Genomic DNA, 18096 nt, shown 5'->3' with positions numbered 1-18096 from the left:
CTGTATCTGCCTAGAACAGGAGTGCCCATGCCGCAGATCACCGTCGAACGCTCCCCCTACCTCGACCACGTCGACTGGGAGGAGTTCGCCCTGGCGCTGCACCAGGTCGTCGTCGAGACGGCGGACGCGAAGCTCGAGGCGTGCAAGACCCGGGTGCTGCGCGGCGAGGACGAGGCGGTCGGCGGCGAGAAGGAGAACCACGCGATCGTGAACGTCACGGTCGCGCTGCTCGCCGGACGCTCCGAGGAGACCAAGGCGAAGCTCACCCAGGCCGTCGTGGAACTGCTGCGCAAGCACGTCGGGCCCGCGGACGGCCTCACCGTGCACCTCTCCGCCGAGGCGCGCGACCTGGACCCCTCCTACACCAAGGCCGTGCTCTAGGAGGCCAGGGTGATCAGCCGGGCCGCCAGGTCGGTGAACGGGCCGTCGTGCGGTTCGTCCTGGAGGATGCGGCGCAGCAGCGCGGTCATCTCCTCGTCGTAGGCCGCGGCGACCGCGGCCAGCGCGGCGAAGTCGTGGACGAGCTGCACCTCCAGCTCGCCGCGCGGGACACGGCGGCCGTCCAGCCAGATCAGGGCCGTCGACTCGACGAGCGAGATCCAGGAGCGGATGAGCAGTTCCAGCCGGGCGGGCGGGTCCGTCACCCGCAGGTGCGACAGGATCTGCTCGTAGGCGACCTGCCGTACGGAGTCGATGAGCGCGTTCGTCGCCGACGAGCCGACCGCGGGGCCGCCGCGCATCAACGCCGAGAATCCTGGGCCGTGTTCGTCCACGAAGTCGAAGAACCGCCGCATCACGCGCAGCAGTCGGCGGCCCAGCGCCCCCTCGTGCGGTTCCTCGAAGCGGCTCGCCAGATCCTGGGCCGCTCGCTTCAACGCGGCCTCGTACAGGCTGAGTTTGCCGGGGAAGTAGTGGTAGACCAGCGGTCGGGAGATACCCGCCGCCGACGCTATCTCGTCGATGGAGACCTCGTCGGGCGAGCGGCGGGCGAACAGTTCGAGGGCGACGCCGATCAACTGCTGACGCCGTTCCTCGACTCCCATTCTTCGACGGACCCCGGTTGTCATACGAACACCTTACCGATCGGATCCGGCCTGGAACGGACTGGTCCGACCAGCGGTGTTCACATCTCCCTCACCAGCTGTCCGCGAGCCCTACCGGAGCCCGCCGACCGTCCGCCCGTCCTCCAGGGTCCCCTTCAGCTCGGCCTGGGCCCCCTGCCGCGTGCGCACGGCCAGCAGGTGCCCCCGGGCGGAACCGCTCACCCCACCCGTCGCACTGATCGACGAGGTCCCGCGGTTCCCCGCCGCCAGCAGGTACCAGGAGCCGGCCCCCGACTTCCACAGCACCCCGGCCAGCACCTGCGGATCCTTCGCCCCGCACGCCGGGACGTTCTCGGCCTTCGCCGCGACCGCCCCGTACGTCGAACCAGGCGTGTGGAACTGGGCCAGCACCCGCTCCCCGCCGCCCTGCCAGGTCTCGGCGCGGGTGCACACCCAGTCGGCCGTGCCGCTCGTGTCGGGCAGCGGCTGGGAGGCGTAGGTCCAGGCGTTCACACTGCGCACGCCCGAGGAGCGCATCGCGCCGAGCGAGCAGGCGTACGGCGCCCAGGCGCGCAGCGACCCCGCCCCGGACGCGTCCTTCACGGACCCGGGGCGGCCGGTGGTCAGCCGGGCCGGGACCAGCTCACCGAGGTCGGTCAGCAGCCGGGTGCCGGAGGCGTCCGTCAGTTGCAGCACGTTCCACGAGGTGCAGGCGCCGCTCTGCGCGGGGCCCGCCATCGGCGCGGTGGCCCCGCCGGTCAGCGGGAGGTCCATGGCACCGGAGCCCGGCTTCAGCAGGTCCCGCTCGGCGGCCTTCGTCACCCAAGGCGCGGTCAGATAGCGGATGTTGCCGTCGGCCCGGCCCAGCACGACCGCGCTCGCCCCGGCCCGGTCCGCGCCGTCGACCCGGGCGAAGTCGAGCGCGGCGCCCTGGGTGCCGTCGCGCGGCTCGGCGTAGCGGACGATGCGCAGACCGTCGTAGAGGAGCACCACGTGCGCGTTGTCCACGGTCCCGGCGTACAGGAGTTGCGGCGGGCCGGAGGGGCCGCCCGACGGGGTGCCGGGGGTCGCGGAGACCTGGACGCTCTCGCCGGGACGGGCCCAGACGGCGAGGGCGCGGCGCAGCAGGGCACGGTCGCCGGTGAGGTCGCCGCGTGCGGGCCACACGGAGAAGTCGGTGCGCGCCGAGGACTCCCACGCGGCGGCCGGGACCTTGAGCAGCAGGGCCGGGTTCAGCGCGGCCTGGGCGGCGGGGTTCTGCGCGTAGGGGGGTGCGGCGGCGCCGTCGGGGCCCCAGCCGTCGCCGGGCATGCCGAGCAGCGCCCCGCACACGGCGACGGCTGCGGCGGCGGCGAGCGCGGCCTTCGTGTGCTGCCTGCGCCGCATCAGGTCGGTGGGCCGGGCCTGGAGCGAACAGGGGTCGAACTCGGGGGAGTTCAGGAGGGCGTACCGGTCCTCGGCGCCGGCGGCCTCGTCGAGCGCCGCGTCCACGTCGGCCACGCCCGCCGCCGTCAGCAGCTCGCGGACGTCACCGTCGGGCAGTTGCTCAAGACCGCGCAGGACATAGGCGGCCCGCGCCGGTCCCGACATGGCCGACAGGCGCTGGTCCAGGGCGAGTTCGTCGGCGCCGCCGGAGCGCGGGAAGAGCCTCAGACCCCACACCTGGGGGAGCAGCGGCGGGAGCTGGGAGCGCTTGGGCCACGCCCTGCGCCTGAGCGGGCGACCGGCCTCCAGTGCCGTACGCACCACCTGGAGGCGGACGAAGGCGTACCCCGGGTCGCCCTCGCGGCCGGCCGACTGCGCCGGGATCACGGGCGTCGCCGCCCGGCCCCGCGGCAGGGCGCGCTGGGTCAGGGCGTGCGCGGTCAGGACCCGCCGGCCCCGGCCCAGGCCCGGCGGCAGTACCAGATAGGCGAGCCGGACCAGCCGGGGGTAGTGCTCGACGAGCGCGGCCTCGGCCTGCTCGACGTCGACGACGGGCTCGCCGGTGGAGCCGGAACCGGGTGCGGGGCGCGGGGCGACATCCTGTGACTGCACGTTCAGCAGAACGAGCGAATCGTCGGGAGGTCACCGCCGCCCGGGTGAATCAGCCTTCCGGGTCGACCAGGGCGCGCGCGTAGTTGGCCATCGACCGCTGGTAGCGCGGGAGATGGCGGGCGAGCGCGCCCAGGACCAGCGAGAGTCCCTCGCGGTCCCGGCCCAGGCTGGACAGGCACAGCGCGAGCGTGGCGCGCACCGCGTCGTCCAACTCGTCGGAGGGGGCGTCCAGTTCGGGCGTGAGCAGCTTGACGCCCTCCTCCGGCTGCCCGATGTTCCGCAGGGAGCTCGACAGCTGGATCCTGGCGCGCCGCCCCTTGTACCCGCGCAGCCCCTTCTCGAGCGCCTCCCGGTACAGCGGGACCGCCTTGTCGGAGTGGCCCGTCGAGTCCCACGCGCAGGCCCGCTCGAAGGGGCCGAGCGCACTGCCCTCCGGCAGCTCGGCCACGAGCGCGTCGATCACGGCGCGGAACTCGGCCGCCCGTTCCTCGGGATATTCGTCGAAGGTCGCCCAGGCGGCGTCGACCCGCTTTTCCCAGTCCTCGTCCACCGGCACACTTTCGCACAGCCGTACCCGTGATGACACGAGGATTTGAGCGTCCCGGGCCCCACAGCCGTATGGGGGGAGACGGACCCCCGCCGGGGCCCGTCCGACGTGACCCCGTGACCGGAGGAACAGATGAGGTTGACCCGACCGATGCTCGCGCTGACCGGCGCGGCCGCGGTGCTGGCGCTGGCGGGCTGCGGATCCGGCGGTGACGCGAAGGCCGCCGCGGTGCCGCCGGCGGCCACCGGCAGCCTGGAGCACCTGGCCGCCGAGGTGAAGTGCACGCCCGACATCCAGATCGACGCCGACGAACTGCGCCAGGCCGTGTGCAAGAAGGCCAAGGACGCCGACGGCAAGTTCATCCTCGCCACCTTCGCCACCGACCGCGGCCAGCGCGAGTGGATCAACGGCGCCAAGGACTACGGCGGTCACTTCCTGGTCGGCCGCAAGTGGGTCGCCGTCGGGGACACCACCAGCACGGTGGCGGCGCTGCGCAGGACGCTCGGCGGGGACATCGAGGAGGGCACGGACCACTCGAAGATGGGCGCCACGCACTCGGCGCACTGAGGACGCGGACACACGAAAGCCGGCGGTGAGGAATCCTCACCGCCGGCTCTCTCAGTGCGTCACTGGCAGCGCCTGCCGGTGTTGATGCAGTTGACCATCTTGTTCATCGTGTTCTGGGAGAAGAAGTTGATGAAGTCGTTGTGGTCGGTGATCGGCTTGTGCAGGTTCTCCGGGAAGGTGTCCACCGCGTAGGGGTTGACGACCGTGCCGTTCTGCAGCTTCGGGGCCGGGACGTTGTAGACGAGCCGGACCTGGAGCTGGGGGATCGCCTTGAAGCCGTTGGCGCAGGTGCCGTCCGCCTGGACGAAGGACACGTGGGTGCGGTGGTTGGCGCTGTCGATGTTCTGACCGTCCCAGCAGCTCTGGAAGTTGGTCGTGCGCACCACCTGGCTGCCCTGCGGGCAGATCGGGTACTTGTCGTGCAGCTGCACCTTGTTCTCGAAGCCGGTGCAGGACCAGTTCACGTTGGCGTTGGCGTTGCCGTTGACGAAGGCCTTCGCGTCACCGGTGATGATGCGCAGGGCGGTCGGCATCGCGACGACCTTGCCCTTCTTGTTGCCGACGAACTTCAGCTGGGCCTGGGCCGGCTGGAGGATCTTGCCGACGTTGCCCTCCTTGCCGCCGCCGTCGTTGTTCTGGTCGAAGTCCTGCTGACCGTTCTGCAGACGCAGCACCGGCCAGAAGTACGAGGACTTGTCGCCCTGGTTCTGGCAGGTGGTCGAGGCTGCCGCCAGCTCCTGGTCGCTCGCGAAGGCGTCGTTGTTCTGGTTGCCGACGTAGTCGTGCAGGTGGTGGGCGCCGTTGGCGACACCCGGGGCCACGATCACGTTGTCCGTGTTGTGGTTGTCGTTCCCGTTGGTGCCGCACCTGGTGGTGAAGGTGCCCCGCGAGCCCGAGTTGCCGTTGGCCTTCAGGCCGTTCTGGCCCACGCCGAGCTGGGCGCTGCCCTGGACCTTGGTGATGTCCACGAAGTCGGCCGCGACCGGGCCGTTGCCGCCCTGTCCGCCGTTGCCCTGCTGGCCACCGTTCTGCTGGCCACCGTTCTGCTGGCCGCCGTTCTGCTGCTGACCGCCTTGCTGCTGCCCGCCGTTCTGCTGCTGACCGCCCTGCTGCTGGCCGCCGTTCTGCTGCTGGCCGCCACCGGCCTGGCCGGCGTTCGTCTGCGCGTTCTGCGTCGTGCAGGCGGCCAACTGGCTGAGCGAGGTGTTGAACTGACCGCCGACCCGCTGGATGTTGATGCGGATCCGGTCGATCGTGGCCGCCCGCTTCTCCTTCAGGGGACCGACGATGGCGTTCTGGACGAAGCCGGAGTCGTTCGCCTGGGCCTGTCGCGTCGACGCGAGCCTGGCGTAGGCCTCGGTGATCTGCTTGTCCAGGTTGGCCAGCTCCGCGGCCACCCCCTGACGCGCGTTCTGAGGCACGTTCGTCAGCTTCTGCCCGACATCGGGGCACGAGATCGTCGCCACCTGCGCGGCGGCGGCCTTGGTCTGGTTCTGCGACCAGCCGTTGTTGTCGGACTCGTGCGCCGAAGCGTAGAAGTTCGCCCAGATCAGCCCGCCCCCACCGAGCGCTAGGGCCGCCGACGCGGCTATGGCCTTCGTGGCCATCGACGAGCGGCGTTTACGTGTATTGCGTCCCATGGAACTCCTCTGACTTCCTTTTTCGGGGCTATCGAGGCGCCCGACAGGAGTGAAGCGGCGCCATCCCATACGCACGGCGCCCCACGGGTGTTCAGCCGTCCCACGAACAAATCAGAGGTTTGCCGGGACCCGGGGCGGCAACAGCCCCCTGAACAGCGGGAGTTACAGAAAATAAGGGCTCGCTCACCGGCCCCGGTCCAGGAACGCGAGGACCGCCAGAACGCGGCGATTGTCGTCGTCCGACACCTCGAGGTCCAGTTTGGCGAAGATGTTGGCGGTGTGCTTGGCGATCGCCCGTTCCGTGACGACGAGCTTGGCGGCGATCGCCGCGTTCGACCGCCCCTGGGCCATCAGTTCCAGCACCTCCCGCTCACGGGGCGTGATCCGGGCCAGCGGCTGGTCGTCGGCCGCCCGCCGGGACAGCAACTGCTGGATCACCTGGGGGTCCATCGCCGTACCGCCCGCCGCGACCCGCCGTACGGCGTCCACGAACTGCTCGGCGTCGAACACCCGGTCCTTGAGCAGGTACCCGATCCCGCCGGTGCCGTCGGCGAGCAACTCGCGCGCGTAGAGCTGCTCCACGTGCTGGGAGAGCACCAGCACCGGCAGCCCGGGCCTGTCCCGGCGGGCGTTCAGCGCGCACTGGAGCCCCTCGTCGGTGTGCGTCGGCGGCAGGCGTACGTCGACGACGGCGACGTCCGGTTCCAGCTCGGCCAGCGCACGGGCCAGCTCGGGTCCGCTCTCGACGGCCGCGGCGATCTCGAAGCCGTGCGCCTCCAGGAGCCGTACCAGTCCGTCGCGCAGCAGGAAGAGGTCTTCGGCCAGCACTACACGCAAGGGATCTCCATGGTCACCATGGTGGGACCGCCCGCGGGTGAGCTGACGGCCAGGACGCCGTCGAATGTACCCAGCCGCCGCTCCACCCCGGCCAGGCCCGAACCGGCCGTGACGGCCGCGCCGCCCCGGCCGTTGTCGGTGACCGTGATCCGCAGTTTCCCCTCCGCCTGGTGCAGGTCGACCCAGATCCGGTCGGCGTCCGCGTGCTTGACCGCGTTGGTGAGGACCTCGCTGACCGCGAAGTAGGCGGCCGACTCCACCGGCGCGTCCGCCCGGCCCTGGAGCTCCACGGTCACCTCGGCCGGCACCGGCAGCCGCAGCGCCAGCGCCCGGACCGCGTCGCCCAGTCCGCGCTCGGCCAGCACCGGCGGATGGATGCCCCGCACCAGGTCGCGCAGTTCGGCGAGCGCGTCCACGGAGGACTGGCGGGCCTGCGCGAGGAGCCGCTTGGCCTGGGCGGGGTCCTTGTCGAGGAGCATCTCGATGGTGCCGAGGTCCATGCCCATGGCGACCAGGCGGGCCTGCGCCCCGTCGTGCAGGTCCCGTTCGATGCGCCGCAGTTCGGCCGCGGAGGTGTCCACCGCGTCCCGCCGGGTCTCGGTGAGGACGCGGACCCGCTCGGCCAACTCGCCCTGCCCGGCCCCGAGCACGGTCCGGGTGAGCCGGAAGTGGAAGGTCAGCAGACGCGGCGCGAGCGCGGCGAGGGGCAGCAGGGCGATCCCCAGGGCGCCGGCGAGCAGTGCGGAGGTCTGGTCGGTGACGTGCACGAAGCCGTACCAGTAGCCGCCCATGTCCTGGAACGGCCGCCACAGCCCGGCCGCGATCACGAGCCCCTCCAGCGGGTAGAGGACGAGCACCGCCGGCAGCAGGGCGGTCACGAACCCCGCCGTCATGTCCACCGGCAGCCACCGCAGATCCCGCCAGGTCGCCGGGTCGCGCAGCATCCCGAAGGTGCGCGACCAGGGATTGGCGTCCGGCGGCGCCGGGCGGTACGCCGACGGGATCCGCACCCCGCCCCACTGGGCCGCGAGCACCCGCCGCCAGTCCGCGAAGGCACGCACCCCGGTCAGCACCCACGGGGTCGTGACCAGACCGATCCCGAGGGGCACGAGCGCGAGGGACACCACGGAGAGGACGAAACCGAGCACCGCCCCCGGCAGCGTCACCAGCGCCAGCCCGAACCCCCGCAGGGCCGCGAGCCCGACGGCCCGCACCCTCGTACCGATACCGCTCCGTGTCCCGATGCTCATGCCGCCAGTCTGGTCGAGGCGGGGACGGGGGTCACGGGGCCTGACCGCCCGGTCGGGGGGTGGTGCCAGGTACACCCTTTGCATACGAGGCGCACGAGTCGCGGACGCCGTGTCTCCCTGTCGACTTTCACACCGCCCGCCGTGCTCACAGGGTGAGTCGCGCCACAGCACCACCAGGTAACACGGGGTTCACATTCGAGCAATGACCGGGAAATCGCCTGTTGACAGGCTCGCGGGCACCAGGAGGCGGCGTTTCAGTGCCGCAGCGCCGCAGCACCCGCAGTGCGTAGACACATCCCCGAAGGAAGTGGCCCGTGACCTTCAAGGCTGAGTACATCTGGATCGACGGCACCCAGCCGACGGCCAAGCTCCGTTCCAAGACGAAGATCCTGGCGGACGACGCCAAGGGAGCGGAGCTGCCGATCTGGGGCTTCGACGGGTCCTCCACGAACCAGGCCGAGGGCCACTCCTCGGACCGTGTCCTCAAGCCGGTCTTCTCCTGCCCCGACCCGATCCGCGGCGGCGACGACATCCTCGTCCTGTGCGAGGTCCTCAACATCGACATGACGCCGCACGAGTCCAACACCCGTGCCGCGCTGACCGAGGTCGCCGAGAAGTTCGCCGCCCAGGAGCCGATCTTCGGCATCGAGCAGGAGTACACGTTCTTCAAGGACGGCTACCCCCTCGGCTTCCCCAAGGGCGGCTTCCCGGCCCCGCAGGGCGGCTACTACTGCGGTGTCGGCGCCGACGAGATCTTCGGCCGTGACGTCGTCGAGGCGCACCTCGACAACTGCCTCAAGGCGGGCCTCGCGATCTCCGGCATCAACGCCGAGGTCATGCCCGGCCAGTGGGAGTTCCAGGTCGGCCCGGTCTCCCCGCTGGAGGTCTCCGACCACCTGTGGGTGGCTCGCTGGCTGCTCTACCGCACCGCCGAGGACTTCGGCATCGCCGCGACCCTGGACCCCAAGCCGGTGAAGGGCGACTGGAACGGCGCGGGCGCGCACACCAACTTCTCCACCAAGGCGATGCGCGAGAGCTACGACGCGATCATCACCGCCGCCGAGTCGCTGGGAGAGGGCTCCAAGCCGCTCGACCACGTCAAGAACTACGGCGCCGGCATCGACGACCGCCTGACCGGCCTGCACGAGACCGCCCCGTGGGACAAGTACTCCTACGGCGTCTCCGACCGCGGCGCCTCGGTCCGCATCCCGTGGCAGGTCGAGAAGGACGGCAAGGGCTACATCGAGGACCGCCGCCCCAACGCCAACGTCGACCCGTACGTCGTGACGCGCCTGCTCGTCGACACCTGCTGCTCCGCGCTGGAGAAGGCCGGCCAGGTCTGATCCTCCGCATCTTCCCGAGGGGCGCCCACCGGTCACGGTGGGCGCCCCTCGGCGCGTTGTCAGTGGCACCTGGCATGGTGGGGGCATGGAGATCGAGGGGGGCTTGGCCGTCAAGGCCGAGACGGAGTACGGAGAGACGCTCGCCCGCGTGAGCGAGCAGCAGTTGCGGGACCTGGTGCACCGCATCGGGGAGAGCGGCGACCGCTGGCTGGTGCTCCAGCGCGTTCCCGACCGCCCGGACGTGTTCGCCCAGGTGTGGCACGAGAGCGGTGGGACCTACCAGGTGGAGCACCGCGAGAGCCGCGAGAGCTTCTCCGGTGCGGAACTGACGCATCCGGACGCCGTCGCCGACGCGCTGACGGGCTGGGCCCGCGGCGAGGCCGGCTGGGACGAGGGGATCGCCTGGTCACCGGTCGAGGTCGATCCGCCCGAGGACGTGCCCGAACTCCCCGACGAGGTGCGCGAGGAGGTCGAGGCACACGTCCGCGAGCAGCTGCGGTGCGGCTACGGCACCCGCGCGACGCTCGCCCGGTCCGCCGGGGAGTGGATCGCCGACGCCGACGACGGCAGGCAGCCCGTGTCCGCCGCCCAGGCCCGGCTGCTCGTCGACCGGCTCTGGCTGGAGCGCCTCGCCGAACAGGAGACCTGGGAGGGCCCGACCGACCCCGAGCGGCTCACCCGCGCCTTCGAGGCGCTGAACGCACAGGGCGTCACCGCCCGCGAGCACTTCACCTGCTGCCGTACCTGCGGCACCGCCGAGATCGGCGCGGAGCGGGCCGAGGGCGACCACGGCTTCGTGTACTTCCACACGCAGTGCACCGAGAGCGCCGCCGCGGGACACGGGCTGACGCTGCTGTACGGCGGTTTCGACGGCTCGGCCGACACCACGGCCGCGGTCGGACGCGAGGTCGTCGCCGCCCTCACCGCCGTCCGCCTGTCCCCGCAGTGGGACGGCGATCCGGGCAGGGCGATCGAGGTCAGGCCGCTGACCTGGCACAGACGCCTGGTGGGGTGAGAGGGGTCCCCGTCGGTTCGCCCGCCGAGGAAGCGTCCGAGCGTCCGAGCAGTGAGAGCGGTCTCCTGTTGCGGGCCGGTGTCTGCTTCAATGGGCTCATGGCCAGCTACCAGAAGATCACCGCGACGGGTCGCCATGACCTCGAGCCCTTCTGGCCGTCCCGTCAGCACCACGACTTCGACCGGGTGTGTTGCCGCGCGACGAACGCGCCGGCCCTCTAACGCCGTACACCCCGGCCTTCGGCCAGCGCGCAGACGTACGTCCTCCGACGACCCTCTCGCGCGAAAGAGCTGACCTCATGGCGACCCCTTCCGTCCCCACCAGCACCCTCCCCACCCCGTCCGAGAACGGCGCACGGCACCGGTTGCGAGCCGTCGGCCCCGACGAGGTCCCGCACGTGGCGGAGTTCCTTCCTCCCGGCGCCACCTGGCTGCCCGCACCCCAGCACACCCTGCCCACCCTGCCGGGCCGGCCCCCGATGGTCGGCTACCTGGTGCTCGTCCCGGCCGACCAGCACCCGCCGTTCCCGGTGGCGCCGGCGCCCGCGGAGACCGGCGCCCCCCTCGTGCGGATCGACACCGTGCAGCGCACCGCCGAGGTGAACGGCAGGGAACTCGACCTCACCTACCTGGAGTTCGAGCTCCTCGCCCACCTCGTCCAGCACCCCCACCGGGTGCACACCCGCGATCAGCTCGTCACCACGGTCTGGGGCTACGGCCACGTCGGCGACGGCCGTACCGTCGACGTCCACATCGCCCGGCTGCGCCGCAAGCTGGGTGCCGAGTTCCGGGGCGCGATCCAGACCGTGCGGCGGGTCGGCTACAAGTACACCCCGCCGACCGGCGACTGACCCTCTGCCCTCGGCAGATCCGGGTTCCTCCGAGCCGCCCGGGCGGGCACAGTCACCGGCATGAGACTTCTTCTGCTGGGCGGCACGGAGTTCGTCGGCCGGACCGTCGCCGAGGCGGCCCTGGCCGACGGCTGGGACGTGACCGCCTTCCACCGGGGACGGCACGCGCCGGTGCGGGGGGTGCGGTCGCTGCACGGCGACCGCACCGTGGCCGGCGGACTCACCGCGCTCGCCGAGGGCGGCCCGTGGGACCTCGTCGTGGACACCTGGTCGGCGGCGCCCCGCGCGGTCCGGGACACCGCCCGACTGCTGCGGGACCGCGCCGACCGGTACGCGTACGTGTCGAGCTGCTCGGTCTACGCCTGGCCGCAGCCGACCGGCTACACCGAGGACGCGCCCGTCGTCGAGGGCGCCTCGGCCGACGCGGACCAGGCCGACTACGCCCGGGACAAACGAGGCGGTGAGCTGGCCGTCCTGGACGCCTTCGGCCCGGACCGCGCCCTGCTCGTCCGGGCCGGGCTGATCCTCGGCCCGTACGAGAACATCGGCCGCCTGCCGTGGTGGCTGGGCCGTGCCGCCCGCGGCGGCCCGGTGCTCGCACCCGGCCCACGGGACCTTCCCCTCCAATACGTCGACGTCCGCGACCTGGCCTCATGGGTGTTGGCGGCGTCCGCGGCGGGGCGCAGCGGCCCGTACAACCTGGTGAGCCCGCCGGGGCACACCACGATGGGTGAACTCCTCGACGCCTGCGTGGCCGTGACCGGCTCGGACGCCGAACTGCGCTGGACCGACCCGGACATCGTCCTCGACGCGGGCATCGCCCCCTGGACCGGCCTGCCGGTGTGGGTCCCGCCGGGCACCGACCTGCACACCACCCTCCACGGGGCGGACACCTCCCGGGCGGCCGCCGCGGGCCTGCGCTGCCGGCCGGTCACCGAGACGGTGGCCGACACCTGGAGCTGGCTGTGCGAGATCGGCGGGGTGGCACCGCAGCGCCCGGACCGGCCGGTGGTGGGCATCGACCCGGAGACGGAGGCGAAGGCGCTGGCGACCGGAGCGCGGGACTGAGTCACCGGCCGGTCCTGCTGCCCGTGGCCGCGAGCAGCAGGACCGTTCCCCCTCGCGTACGAGGTGGCGAGCCGGGCGGGTGAACCGCTGCCGCGGTCGGAGACCGACGTGGCCCCCGGCGTCTCCCGCCCCGCGCTACCGCGGTCCGCACCTCCCGGACCGGCCCGCCGCCTCGTTGAGTTCCTGAGCGAACGTCCCCTGCAACCTCACCCGACCTTCTCGATCAGGGCCCGGCGGATGAGGAACTTGCCCGGCTCCCGGACCTGTTCGAAGGCGGCGTTGTTGAGCAGGGCGCAGCTACCGGAGACCGAAGTGACCTCCACCGTCGTGGACTTGTTGTTGTCCAGGTTGGTGACCCGCAGCTTCGTGCCGGCCGGGAACTGGTTGCTGGACGCGGCGGGCGCCCCGCCCTCGCCGGACAGCGTGACGGTCGAGCCGTTGCACACCTGCTGCCCGGAAGCGGCGTTGCCCGCGGGCGGGGCCTGGGAGGCGGGCGGAGCCTGGGACGCGGCCGGTGCCGACGGGGGAGCGGCCGGTGCGGTCTGCTGTCCGGCGCCGGCCTGGGAGCCCTGAGCCGACTCCCCGACCACGCAACCGGATGCCTCCTGCTGGACCTTGATCTGCGCGATCACCGCTTCCCGGTTGGCGATCCGGGCCGCCGACTGGGCGTCGGGTGCGGCCCGTTGCCCCTCTATGAACCGCTGGTTGTTGCCGAGCGCGGTGGCGAGGCCCTGGCAGACCGTGGACTCCGCCGCCGTCTGCGGACTCTGCGAGGCGTTGGAGGTGCCGGCCATCGCGAAGGCCCCGCCTCCCGCCACCGCCGCCGCGCTCACCAGCAGCGCGACCTTCTTCTTCGTACCGAGCGTTCTCCTGCGCGACATCCGCGCCTCCTGAGAGGTAGGGGAGCGTACGCCGCTATGTACGAGATACCGAACGAGGTTGCTCACCGGTCGCAGGAGTCAAATGACGTAACCTGCGTCACACTCCGGCTACTTCCTCCTCGACAGGGCTTCCTGTACGGCGTCCTCGCTGCGGGCGACCAGTGCCGAACCGTCGTCCGCCGTGATGATCGGACGCTGGATGAGCTTGGGGTGCGCGGACAGTGCGGTGATCCAGCGGTCGCGTGAACTGTCGTCCCGGGCCCACTCCTTGAGGCCGAGCTCCTTGGCGGCGGGCTCCTGGGTGCGGGTGATGTCCCAGGGTTCGAGGCCGAGCCGGTCGAGCACCTCGCGGATCTCGTCCTCGCTCGGGACGTCGTCCAGATAGCGGCGGACGGTGTAATCGGCGCCCTCCGCGTCGAGCAGGCTGATCGCGCTGCGGCACTTCGAACAGGCCGGATTGATCCAGATCTCCATGGCGCCCACGGTACGCGAAAACCCGTCTTCCACCTGCGTCACAGCACCCCCGAAAGCCCTTGTGGCCAGGGGCTTTTGTCAGTGGCGGGCGGTAGAATGAAACCAGTGTTCGAGGGCGTCGCCGGGGTTCCGCCGGACGCCCTTACCGCGACAGGAGGATGCCTGTGCCCGCTGCCGCACTGAAGCCGAAGCCGTTGCCGACCCAGTCCACCGCGAAGCACCCCGTGCTGCTCGACCTGCCCTACACCCCCGTGGAGAAGCGCCCGTTGCCGCCGGGCCGTCCCCGCGAGTGGTACGTCACCCACAACCGCCGCCTCAAGGCGATGCGGCTCGCGATCGCCCTGCTCGACTCCGGCGTCTACGTCCCGAACCAGGCTCGCAACGAGACGATCCGGGACACCGCGGAGATGATCGGCGTCCACCCACCGTCGGACACGACGTGCCACATGGTGCGGGCGCTGATGCGGTATTCCCGGTAACCCGTGACACCGGGCGCCCACTTGCTCTCCGGGCGCCCGGCGTCCGGCCGTTCACCCCGTGGGTTCGGCCAGTTCCTTCTCTAGTGGATGCGGAAGCGGGTCGTACCCTGGTGCGCCGCCCCGGTCCCGCGGCCGGGCTGCCTCGGCCGGGATGGCGGTGTGCGCCTTGTGCCGGGCGCCCACGTGCTGCTCAGGGCGCCCGGCGTGCCGGCCGGTCAACTGTCGGGCGCCCGGCGTCCGGCCGTTCACCTCGTGGGTTCGGCCAGTTCCTTCTCCAGTGGGGTGCGGAAGCGGGGTCGTACCCGGGTCGCCCCTACCCAGTCCCGCAGCCGGGCTGCCTCCGTCGCGATGGCGGTCCGGGCCTCGTGGCCCACGCCCTCCGTGTCCAGCAGGCGCCAGACGATCTCGCCGTCCGGGCGCTGGCCCCAGCCGCCCACCACCCGGCCGTCCCACCACACCGTCGGGCCCACGTTGCCGCTGCGGTCGAACAGGGCGGGTCTGAGGGCGGGCGCCAGATACCAGTCCCGTTGCTGCCAGCCCATCGCCGTCGGATCGAGCCCGGGAAGCAGCGCGGCCCACGGCTCCTCGGGCTCCGCGACCGGATCGGCGTCACCGACGACGACGTAGGCCGGGCCCTCGTCGACGGTGACCCGCACCGCGCGGATCGCCGTGAGCGCGCGGCGGACGTCGGTCACCTTCCAGCCCGTCCACCACTTCAGGTCCGCCTCCGTGGCCGGGCCGCACACCGTGAGCCAGCGCCGCAGCAACTCCGCCTGCGCCTCGGCCGCGTCGAGCTCGGGGTGCGGCGGCGCCACGGCCCAGCGGAACTGCGAGGACATCCAGGTGCCGAGCGGCCGGCCGCGGACCACCTTGCCCTCCACCCCGAGCACCCGCAGCAGCCGACTGCCGACGGTGTGGACGCCCTCGTAACTCTTGCCGGCCGCGTACGCGAACTGCACCCGCAGCCGCGGCTCGTCCTCGGCGAGCTCCGACGCCGTGGCCTGCCCGCGCCGGGCGAGCGCGGCCAGCGCCGACTCCTCGACCTCCTTCAGCCAGGCCGCGTCCGGGGCACCGGCCTTCGCCATGTCCTGGATGAGCGATGCCCGTTCCCGTGCGGCGACCGTGAGACCGGTCGAGGCGTGCACGACCGCGGTGAGCTCGGTCGGGAACGCGAACACGGTGTGCCGCATCCCGTGCATCCGCACCAGGGACCGGTCCTCGTACAACGCCCGCTCGGTCGCGGCCACGGTCCCGGAGGGATCCGTGAGCCGCGCGCCGACAGCCAGATACACGGTCGCGGGGTCGGACCCGTGCAGCGCGACCAGCGCCCCGGCCACCTCCTCGGGACTGTCCACCCGCGCCGTCCTTGCCAGCTGCTGCCGCAGCCCGAGCCGAGCCCGCCGCTCGCCCGCCCCGACGTACCGCACTCCATCATCCAAGCCCATACGGCCCATCCTGGCGCAGGGCACTGACAACGGGCCCGCAAGGTGCTCCGGGAACCGCGCGACGAGCGCACCCCGCAGCCGCCCGACGACCCGGCGGGCACCCCGTCCGGCGAAGCCCCGGTCACCCGTTCGCCGTACCCCACATGCGCCCGCCGCACCCCCGCCCTTCACTGCGATCAGGAGGTGACCCGCACACCGGCGACCAGGAGGCGGACGTGACCCACAGGCACGGCACATGAACACCCCCGGCACGCCCCAGGAGCGCGGCCGGGCCGCCCGCAAACGCGTCCCCCGCTCCGCCCACGCCTGCTGGATCCCCTCCGTCGACCGCCCCGACCCCGTCGCCGTACTGGAAAGACAGGGCCGCGACCGGCTCCCGGAACTGCTGCCGATCCGGTACGGCAGGATGTCCGCCTCCCCCTTCGCGTTCCTGCGCGGCGCGGCCGCCGTGATGGCCGCCGATCTCGCCGCCCAGCCCCACTCCGGCCTCACGGTGCAGCTCTGCGGCGACGCCCACCTGCTGAACTTCGGTCTGTACGCCTCCCCGGAGCGCTCCCTGCTCTTCGACCTCAACGACTTCGACGAGACCTTTCCCGGCCCCTTCGAGTGGGACGTCAAGCGGCTCGCCGCGAGCGTCGCCGTCGCCGCCCGCGAGAACGGGCACAGCGAGGCCAGGGCCCACCGGGCGGCGGGGGAGGCGGTCACCGCGTACCGCACGGCCATGCGCGAGCTGGCCGGTATGGGCGAGCTGGAGGTCTGGTACGCGAGCGTCGACGCCGACAGCCTGCTGCCCCTCGTCCGCTCGGCCCGCCGGCGCCGGCGCGTGGAGTCCAGCCTCACCCGGGCCCGCCGCCGCACCAGCCTCCAGGCCCTCGGCAAGCTCACCGAGGTCGTCGACGGCCGCCGCCGCATCATCCACGACCCGCCGCTCCTCGAACCGGCCGGCGGTCCCGACACGGCCGGCCTGCGCAAGCTCTTCAGCGACTACCGCTCCACGCTCTCCGAGGAGCGCCGGCTGCTCCTGGACCGCTACCGCTTCGTCGACGCGGCCCGCAAGGTCGTCGGCGTCGGCAGCGTCGGCATGCGCTGCTTCATCGTGCTGCTGACCGGACGGGACGCCGACGACCCGCTGTTCCTCCAGATCAAGGAGGCGCGGACGTCCGTACTGGAGGAACACCTGCCGCACGGCCCGTACGTCCACCCCGGCCGCCGGGTGGTCGTGGGCCAGCGGCTGCTCCAGGCGGCGAGCGACATCTTCCTCGGCTGGATGAGCGGACCGCAGGGACGGGCCTTCTACTGGCGCCAGTTGCGCGACATGAAGGGAACCGCGGACGTCGCCGGCATGCCCCCGGCCGACCTCAGGTCCTACGCCCGTCTGTGCGGGAGCACGCTGGCCCGCGCCCACGCCCGCTCCGGCGACCGTGCCGCCATCGCCGCGTACCTGGGCGGCGCCGACACCTTCGACGCGGCGGTGGCCGACTTCGCGCTCGCCTACGCGGCCCGGACCGAGGCCGACCACGCGGCCCTGTGCGCCGCCATCGCGGCAGGCGTCGTCAGGGCGGCCCCGGGGGAGTGAACACCGGCCACCGGCGTGCGCCCGCGTGCAGGGCCGACGTTCCGTCGACTCCCCGAGTGCGGGAAAAGCCGCGCGCAGGGCCGGCATCAGCACGCCCCTCCGGGGCTAGGCTTCTGCACCACACCCACGCACACGGAGGCCCGTCATGGGCACCATCGTCCTTTCCGGGACCGTCGTCCTGGTCATCCTGGGCTTCGGGAACCACACCTGGTGGCTCGTCGCCGTAGCCCTGCTCTTCGTGTACATGCAGTACGGCCGAGGCGGTGCCTCGGCGTCGTCGGGCGGTTCGTCCGGCGGCGGCTCGGGAGCCGTGCCCGGCAGCTACCGGGCCTACCGCGACCGCCGGGACAAGCAGGCCAAGTGGGACCGCCGTTACCGCCGCGAGCGTCCCCTGGAGTCCCGTCGGCAGGCACGGGAGAGAAAGGGCTAGGGAGCTCTTCCGACGGCCCGGGCCGGGGCTCACAGGCCCGGGGCGCCCCACAGCGGGAACCAGCGGTTCAGGTCCTGCTCGATCCGCAGGTCGTTCGTGAGCGCGGCCTTCACCCGCAGCTCCAGCGGGTTGTCGCGCCGCTGCCCCGCGCCGGGCAGCGGTGCGAAGGGGTAGAAGGTGCCGCGCTTGTAGAGGTAGACCAGAGCGAGGGAACGGCCCTCGGTGTCCTCGAACCCGGCGAGCGAGCACAGCAGTTGCGGCCCGAAGCCGTTGACCTCCATCGAACTGTTCACCGCGTGCAGGTCGTTGACGAGCTGGGGGAGCTGGTCCGGGAGACGCTCCGAGACCAGCCAGGAGTAGCCGAACCCGTCCCTGGTGAGGTGGACCGGGGGGCCGTCCCGTTCGGCGTCCGCGTCCAGCAGGGCCTGGACCTCCCGGTGCGTCTGCTCGAAGGCCGCGCCCTCGACCGTGGCGAAGCACACCGCCCCGCGTCCGGTCGGCGTGAAGGAAGCGGCCGCTTCCAGGGTGACGGCCGCCGACGGCAGCGCGAAGAGCTGGTCGAGATCGGGTGCGACGGGCTTCGTCCGCCCGAGCAGGATGTCCAGCAACCCCAT

The 18096-nt window shown here is 72.2% G+C and carries 20 protein-coding genes; 10 read left to right on the top strand and 10 right to left on the bottom strand.

Translation table 11 applies throughout. From position 1 onward, the window contains the following. The first annotated feature begins 27 nt into the window (after positions 1–27). Positions 28–381, top strand: coding sequence for an isomerase (locus tag ACIQJT_RS14985; protein WP_365451139.1), 354 nt, complete (start codon positions 28–30; stop codon positions 379–381). Here the strand turns inward: ACIQJT_RS14985 and ACIQJT_RS14980 are convergent. The 3 genes from ACIQJT_RS14980 to ACIQJT_RS14970 form a co-directional block, all read right to left on the bottom strand. Next, on the bottom strand, positions 378–1067 hold the full coding sequence (locus tag ACIQJT_RS14980; RefSeq protein ID WP_402643422.1) for a TetR/AcrR family transcriptional regulator: 690 nt from the start codon (positions 1065–1067) through the stop codon (positions 378–380). The genes ACIQJT_RS14985 and ACIQJT_RS14980 overlap by 4 nt on opposite strands. An 87-nt stretch (positions 1068–1154) precedes the next feature. Then, positions 1155–3080: a hypothetical protein gene (locus ACIQJT_RS14975; RefSeq protein ID WP_365451143.1), complete on the bottom strand. Its 1926-nt coding sequence runs from the start codon at positions 3078–3080 to the stop codon at positions 1155–1157. Positions 3081–3129: 49 nt separating this feature from the next. Then, the gene (locus ACIQJT_RS14970; RefSeq protein ID WP_402643418.1) at positions 3130–3630 is read right to left on the bottom strand and encodes a tetratricopeptide repeat protein; all 501 of its coding nucleotides are present in this window, start codon (positions 3628–3630) and stop codon (positions 3130–3132) included. Between the two features lie 129 nt (positions 3631–3759). On the opposite strand from ACIQJT_RS14970, the gene ACIQJT_RS14965 reads away from it, so the two are divergent. Next, the gene (locus ACIQJT_RS14965) at positions 3760–4194 is read left to right on the top strand and encodes a hypothetical protein (RefSeq protein ID WP_078959897.1); all 435 of its coding nucleotides are present in this window, start codon (positions 3760–3762) and stop codon (positions 4192–4194) included. A 59-nt stretch (positions 4195–4253) separates the two neighbouring features. Here ACIQJT_RS14965 and ACIQJT_RS14960 read toward each other — a convergent pair whose 3' ends face one another. From ACIQJT_RS14960 to ACIQJT_RS14950, 3 genes are all read right to left on the bottom strand, one after another. Beyond that, on the bottom strand, positions 4254–5834 hold the full coding sequence (locus ACIQJT_RS14960) for a DUF1996 domain-containing protein (RefSeq protein ID WP_402643415.1): 1581 nt from the start codon (positions 5832–5834) through the stop codon (positions 4254–4256). A 183-nt stretch (positions 5835–6017) separates the two neighbouring features. Beyond that, positions 6018–6671, bottom strand: coding sequence for a response regulator (locus ACIQJT_RS14955; RefSeq protein ID WP_402643412.1), 654 nt, complete (start codon positions 6669–6671; stop codon positions 6018–6020). Further along, complete coding sequence (locus tag ACIQJT_RS14950) at positions 6662–7921, bottom strand: sensor histidine kinase (RefSeq protein WP_402643409.1); 1260 nt, start codon at positions 7919–7921, stop codon at positions 6662–6664. The genes ACIQJT_RS14955 and ACIQJT_RS14950 overlap by 10 nt, the downstream gene beginning before the upstream one ends. A 314-nt stretch (positions 7922–8235) precedes the next feature. Between ACIQJT_RS14950 and glnII the strand changes: the two genes are divergently transcribed. From glnII to ACIQJT_RS14925, 5 genes are all read left to right on the top strand, one after another. After that, positions 8236–9264 (top strand): glutamine synthetase, encoded by a 1029-nt coding sequence (gene glnII, locus ACIQJT_RS14945; protein ID WP_053848744.1) that lies wholly within the window; start codon positions 8236–8238, stop codon positions 9262–9264. An 85-nt stretch (positions 9265–9349) separates the two neighbouring features. Then, entirely contained in the window at positions 9350–10279 is a 930-nt protein-coding gene (locus ACIQJT_RS14940; RefSeq protein ID WP_402643405.1) for a DUF6891 domain-containing protein, read from the top strand. Positions 10280–10377: 98 nt separating this feature from the next. Continuing rightward, positions 10378–10500, top strand: a complete 123-nt coding sequence (locus ACIQJT_RS14935; RefSeq protein ID WP_086724564.1) for a hypothetical protein — start codon at positions 10378–10380, stop codon at positions 10498–10500. Between the two features lie 77 nt (positions 10501–10577). Next, positions 10578–11129 carry a winged helix-turn-helix domain-containing protein gene (locus ACIQJT_RS14930; protein ID WP_402643402.1) on the top strand — a complete coding sequence of 184 codons (552 nt, stop codon included), beginning with the start codon at positions 10578–10580 and terminating at the stop codon, positions 11127–11129. Positions 11130–11189: 60 nt separating this feature from the next. Then, a complete protein-coding gene (locus ACIQJT_RS14925; RefSeq protein ID WP_402643399.1) occupies positions 11190–12197 on the top strand; it encodes an NAD-dependent epimerase/dehydratase family protein in 1008 nt (335 codons plus the stop codon). A 206-nt stretch (positions 12198–12403) separates the two neighbouring features. On the opposite strand, the gene ACIQJT_RS14920 is transcribed toward ACIQJT_RS14925, so the two are convergent. Then, positions 12404–13078 carry a hypothetical protein gene (locus ACIQJT_RS14920; RefSeq protein ID WP_053849681.1) on the bottom strand — a complete coding sequence of 225 codons (675 nt, stop codon included), beginning with the start codon at positions 13076–13078 and terminating at the stop codon, positions 12404–12406. Between the two features lie 108 nt (positions 13079–13186). Continuing rightward, the gene (locus ACIQJT_RS14915; RefSeq protein WP_402643395.1) at positions 13187–13552 is read right to left on the bottom strand and encodes an arsenate reductase family protein; all 366 of its coding nucleotides are present in this window, start codon (positions 13550–13552) and stop codon (positions 13187–13189) included. Between the two features lie 164 nt (positions 13553–13716). Between ACIQJT_RS14915 and ACIQJT_RS14910 the strand changes: the two genes are divergently transcribed. Continuing rightward, positions 13717–14031: a hypothetical protein gene (locus ACIQJT_RS14910; protein ID WP_365451161.1), complete on the top strand. Its 315-nt coding sequence runs from the start codon at positions 13717–13719 to the stop codon at positions 14029–14031. A 245-nt stretch (positions 14032–14276) separates the two neighbouring features. Here the strand turns inward: ACIQJT_RS14910 and ACIQJT_RS14905 are convergent, their stop codons facing one another. Then, on the bottom strand, positions 14277–15476 hold the full coding sequence (locus tag ACIQJT_RS14905) for a winged helix DNA-binding domain-containing protein (protein WP_402643392.1): 1200 nt from the start codon (positions 15474–15476) through the stop codon (positions 14277–14279). A gap of 235 nt (positions 15477–15711) precedes the next feature. On the opposite strand from ACIQJT_RS14905, the gene ACIQJT_RS14900 reads away from it, so the two are divergent. Together ACIQJT_RS14900 and ACIQJT_RS14895 are read left to right on the top strand one after the other, a co-directional pair. Next, positions 15712–17052 (top strand): DUF2252 domain-containing protein, encoded by a 1341-nt coding sequence (locus ACIQJT_RS14900; RefSeq protein ID WP_402643389.1) that lies wholly within the window; start codon positions 15712–15714, stop codon positions 17050–17052. Between the two features lie 145 nt (positions 17053–17197). After that, entirely contained in the window at positions 17198–17482 is a 285-nt protein-coding gene (locus tag ACIQJT_RS14895) for a hypothetical protein (RefSeq protein ID WP_365451167.1), read from the top strand. Positions 17483–17511: 29 nt separating this feature from the next. On the opposite strand, the gene ACIQJT_RS14890 is transcribed toward ACIQJT_RS14895, so the two are convergent. After that, positions 17512–18096 (bottom strand): hypothetical protein, encoded by a 585-nt coding sequence (locus tag ACIQJT_RS14890; protein WP_402643387.1) that lies wholly within the window; start codon positions 18094–18096, stop codon positions 17512–17514.

It is taken from the genome of Streptomyces sp. NPDC091972 (assembly GCF_044756385.1).
GTDB lineage: Bacteria > Actinomycetota > Actinomycetes > Streptomycetales > Streptomycetaceae > Streptomyces.
Note: the sequence above shows the minus strand (reverse complement) of the source record. Positions and strands in the feature narration are given on the sequence as shown.

Bases quoted from the DNA above. Each gene is read 5' to 3' on its own strand.
- ACIQJT_RS14985 (WP_365451139.1), top strand. From the start codon at position 28: ATGCCGCAGATCACCGTCGAACGCTCCCCCTACCTCGACCACGTCGAC.
- ACIQJT_RS14980 (WP_402643422.1), bottom strand. From the start codon at position 1,067: ATGACAACCGGGGTCCGTCGAAGAATGGGAGTCGAGGAACGGCGTCAG.
- ACIQJT_RS14965 (WP_078959897.1), top strand. From the start codon at position 3,760: ATGAGGTTGACCCGACCGATGCTCGCGCTGACCGGCGCGGCCGCGGTG.
- ACIQJT_RS14960 (WP_402643415.1), bottom strand. From the start codon at position 5,834: ATGGGACGCAATACACGTAAACGCCGCTCGTCGATGGCCACGAAGGCC.
- ACIQJT_RS14950 (WP_402643409.1), bottom strand. From the start codon at position 7,921: ATGAGCATCGGGACACGGAGCGGTATCGGTACGAGGGTGCGGGCCGTC.
- ACIQJT_RS14940 (WP_402643405.1), top strand. From the start codon at position 9,350: ATGGAGATCGAGGGGGGCTTGGCCGTCAAGGCCGAGACGGAGTACGGA.
- ACIQJT_RS14935 (WP_086724564.1), top strand. From the start codon at position 10,378: ATGGCCAGCTACCAGAAGATCACCGCGACGGGTCGCCATGACCTCGAG.
- ACIQJT_RS14930 (WP_402643402.1), top strand. From the start codon at position 10,578: ATGGCGACCCCTTCCGTCCCCACCAGCACCCTCCCCACCCCGTCCGAG.
- ACIQJT_RS14925 (WP_402643399.1), top strand. From the start codon at position 11,190: ATGAGACTTCTTCTGCTGGGCGGCACGGAGTTCGTCGGCCGGACCGTC.
- ACIQJT_RS14920 (WP_053849681.1), bottom strand. From the start codon at position 13,078: ATGTCGCGCAGGAGAACGCTCGGTACGAAGAAGAAGGTCGCGCTGCTG.
- ACIQJT_RS14915 (WP_402643395.1), bottom strand. From the start codon at position 13,552: ATGGAGATCTGGATCAATCCGGCCTGTTCGAAGTGCCGCAGCGCGATC.
- ACIQJT_RS14905 (WP_402643392.1), bottom strand. From the start codon at position 15,476: ATGGGCTTGGATGATGGAGTGCGGTACGTCGGGGCGGGCGAGCGGCGG.
- ACIQJT_RS14900 (WP_402643389.1), top strand. From the start codon at position 15,712: ATGAACACCCCCGGCACGCCCCAGGAGCGCGGCCGGGCCGCCCGCAAA.
- ACIQJT_RS14895 (WP_365451167.1), top strand. From the start codon at position 17,198: ATGGGCACCATCGTCCTTTCCGGGACCGTCGTCCTGGTCATCCTGGGC.
- ACIQJT_RS14890 (WP_402643387.1), bottom strand. From the start codon at position 18,096: ATGGGGTTGCTGGACATCCTGCTCGGGCGGACGAAGCCCGTCGCACCC.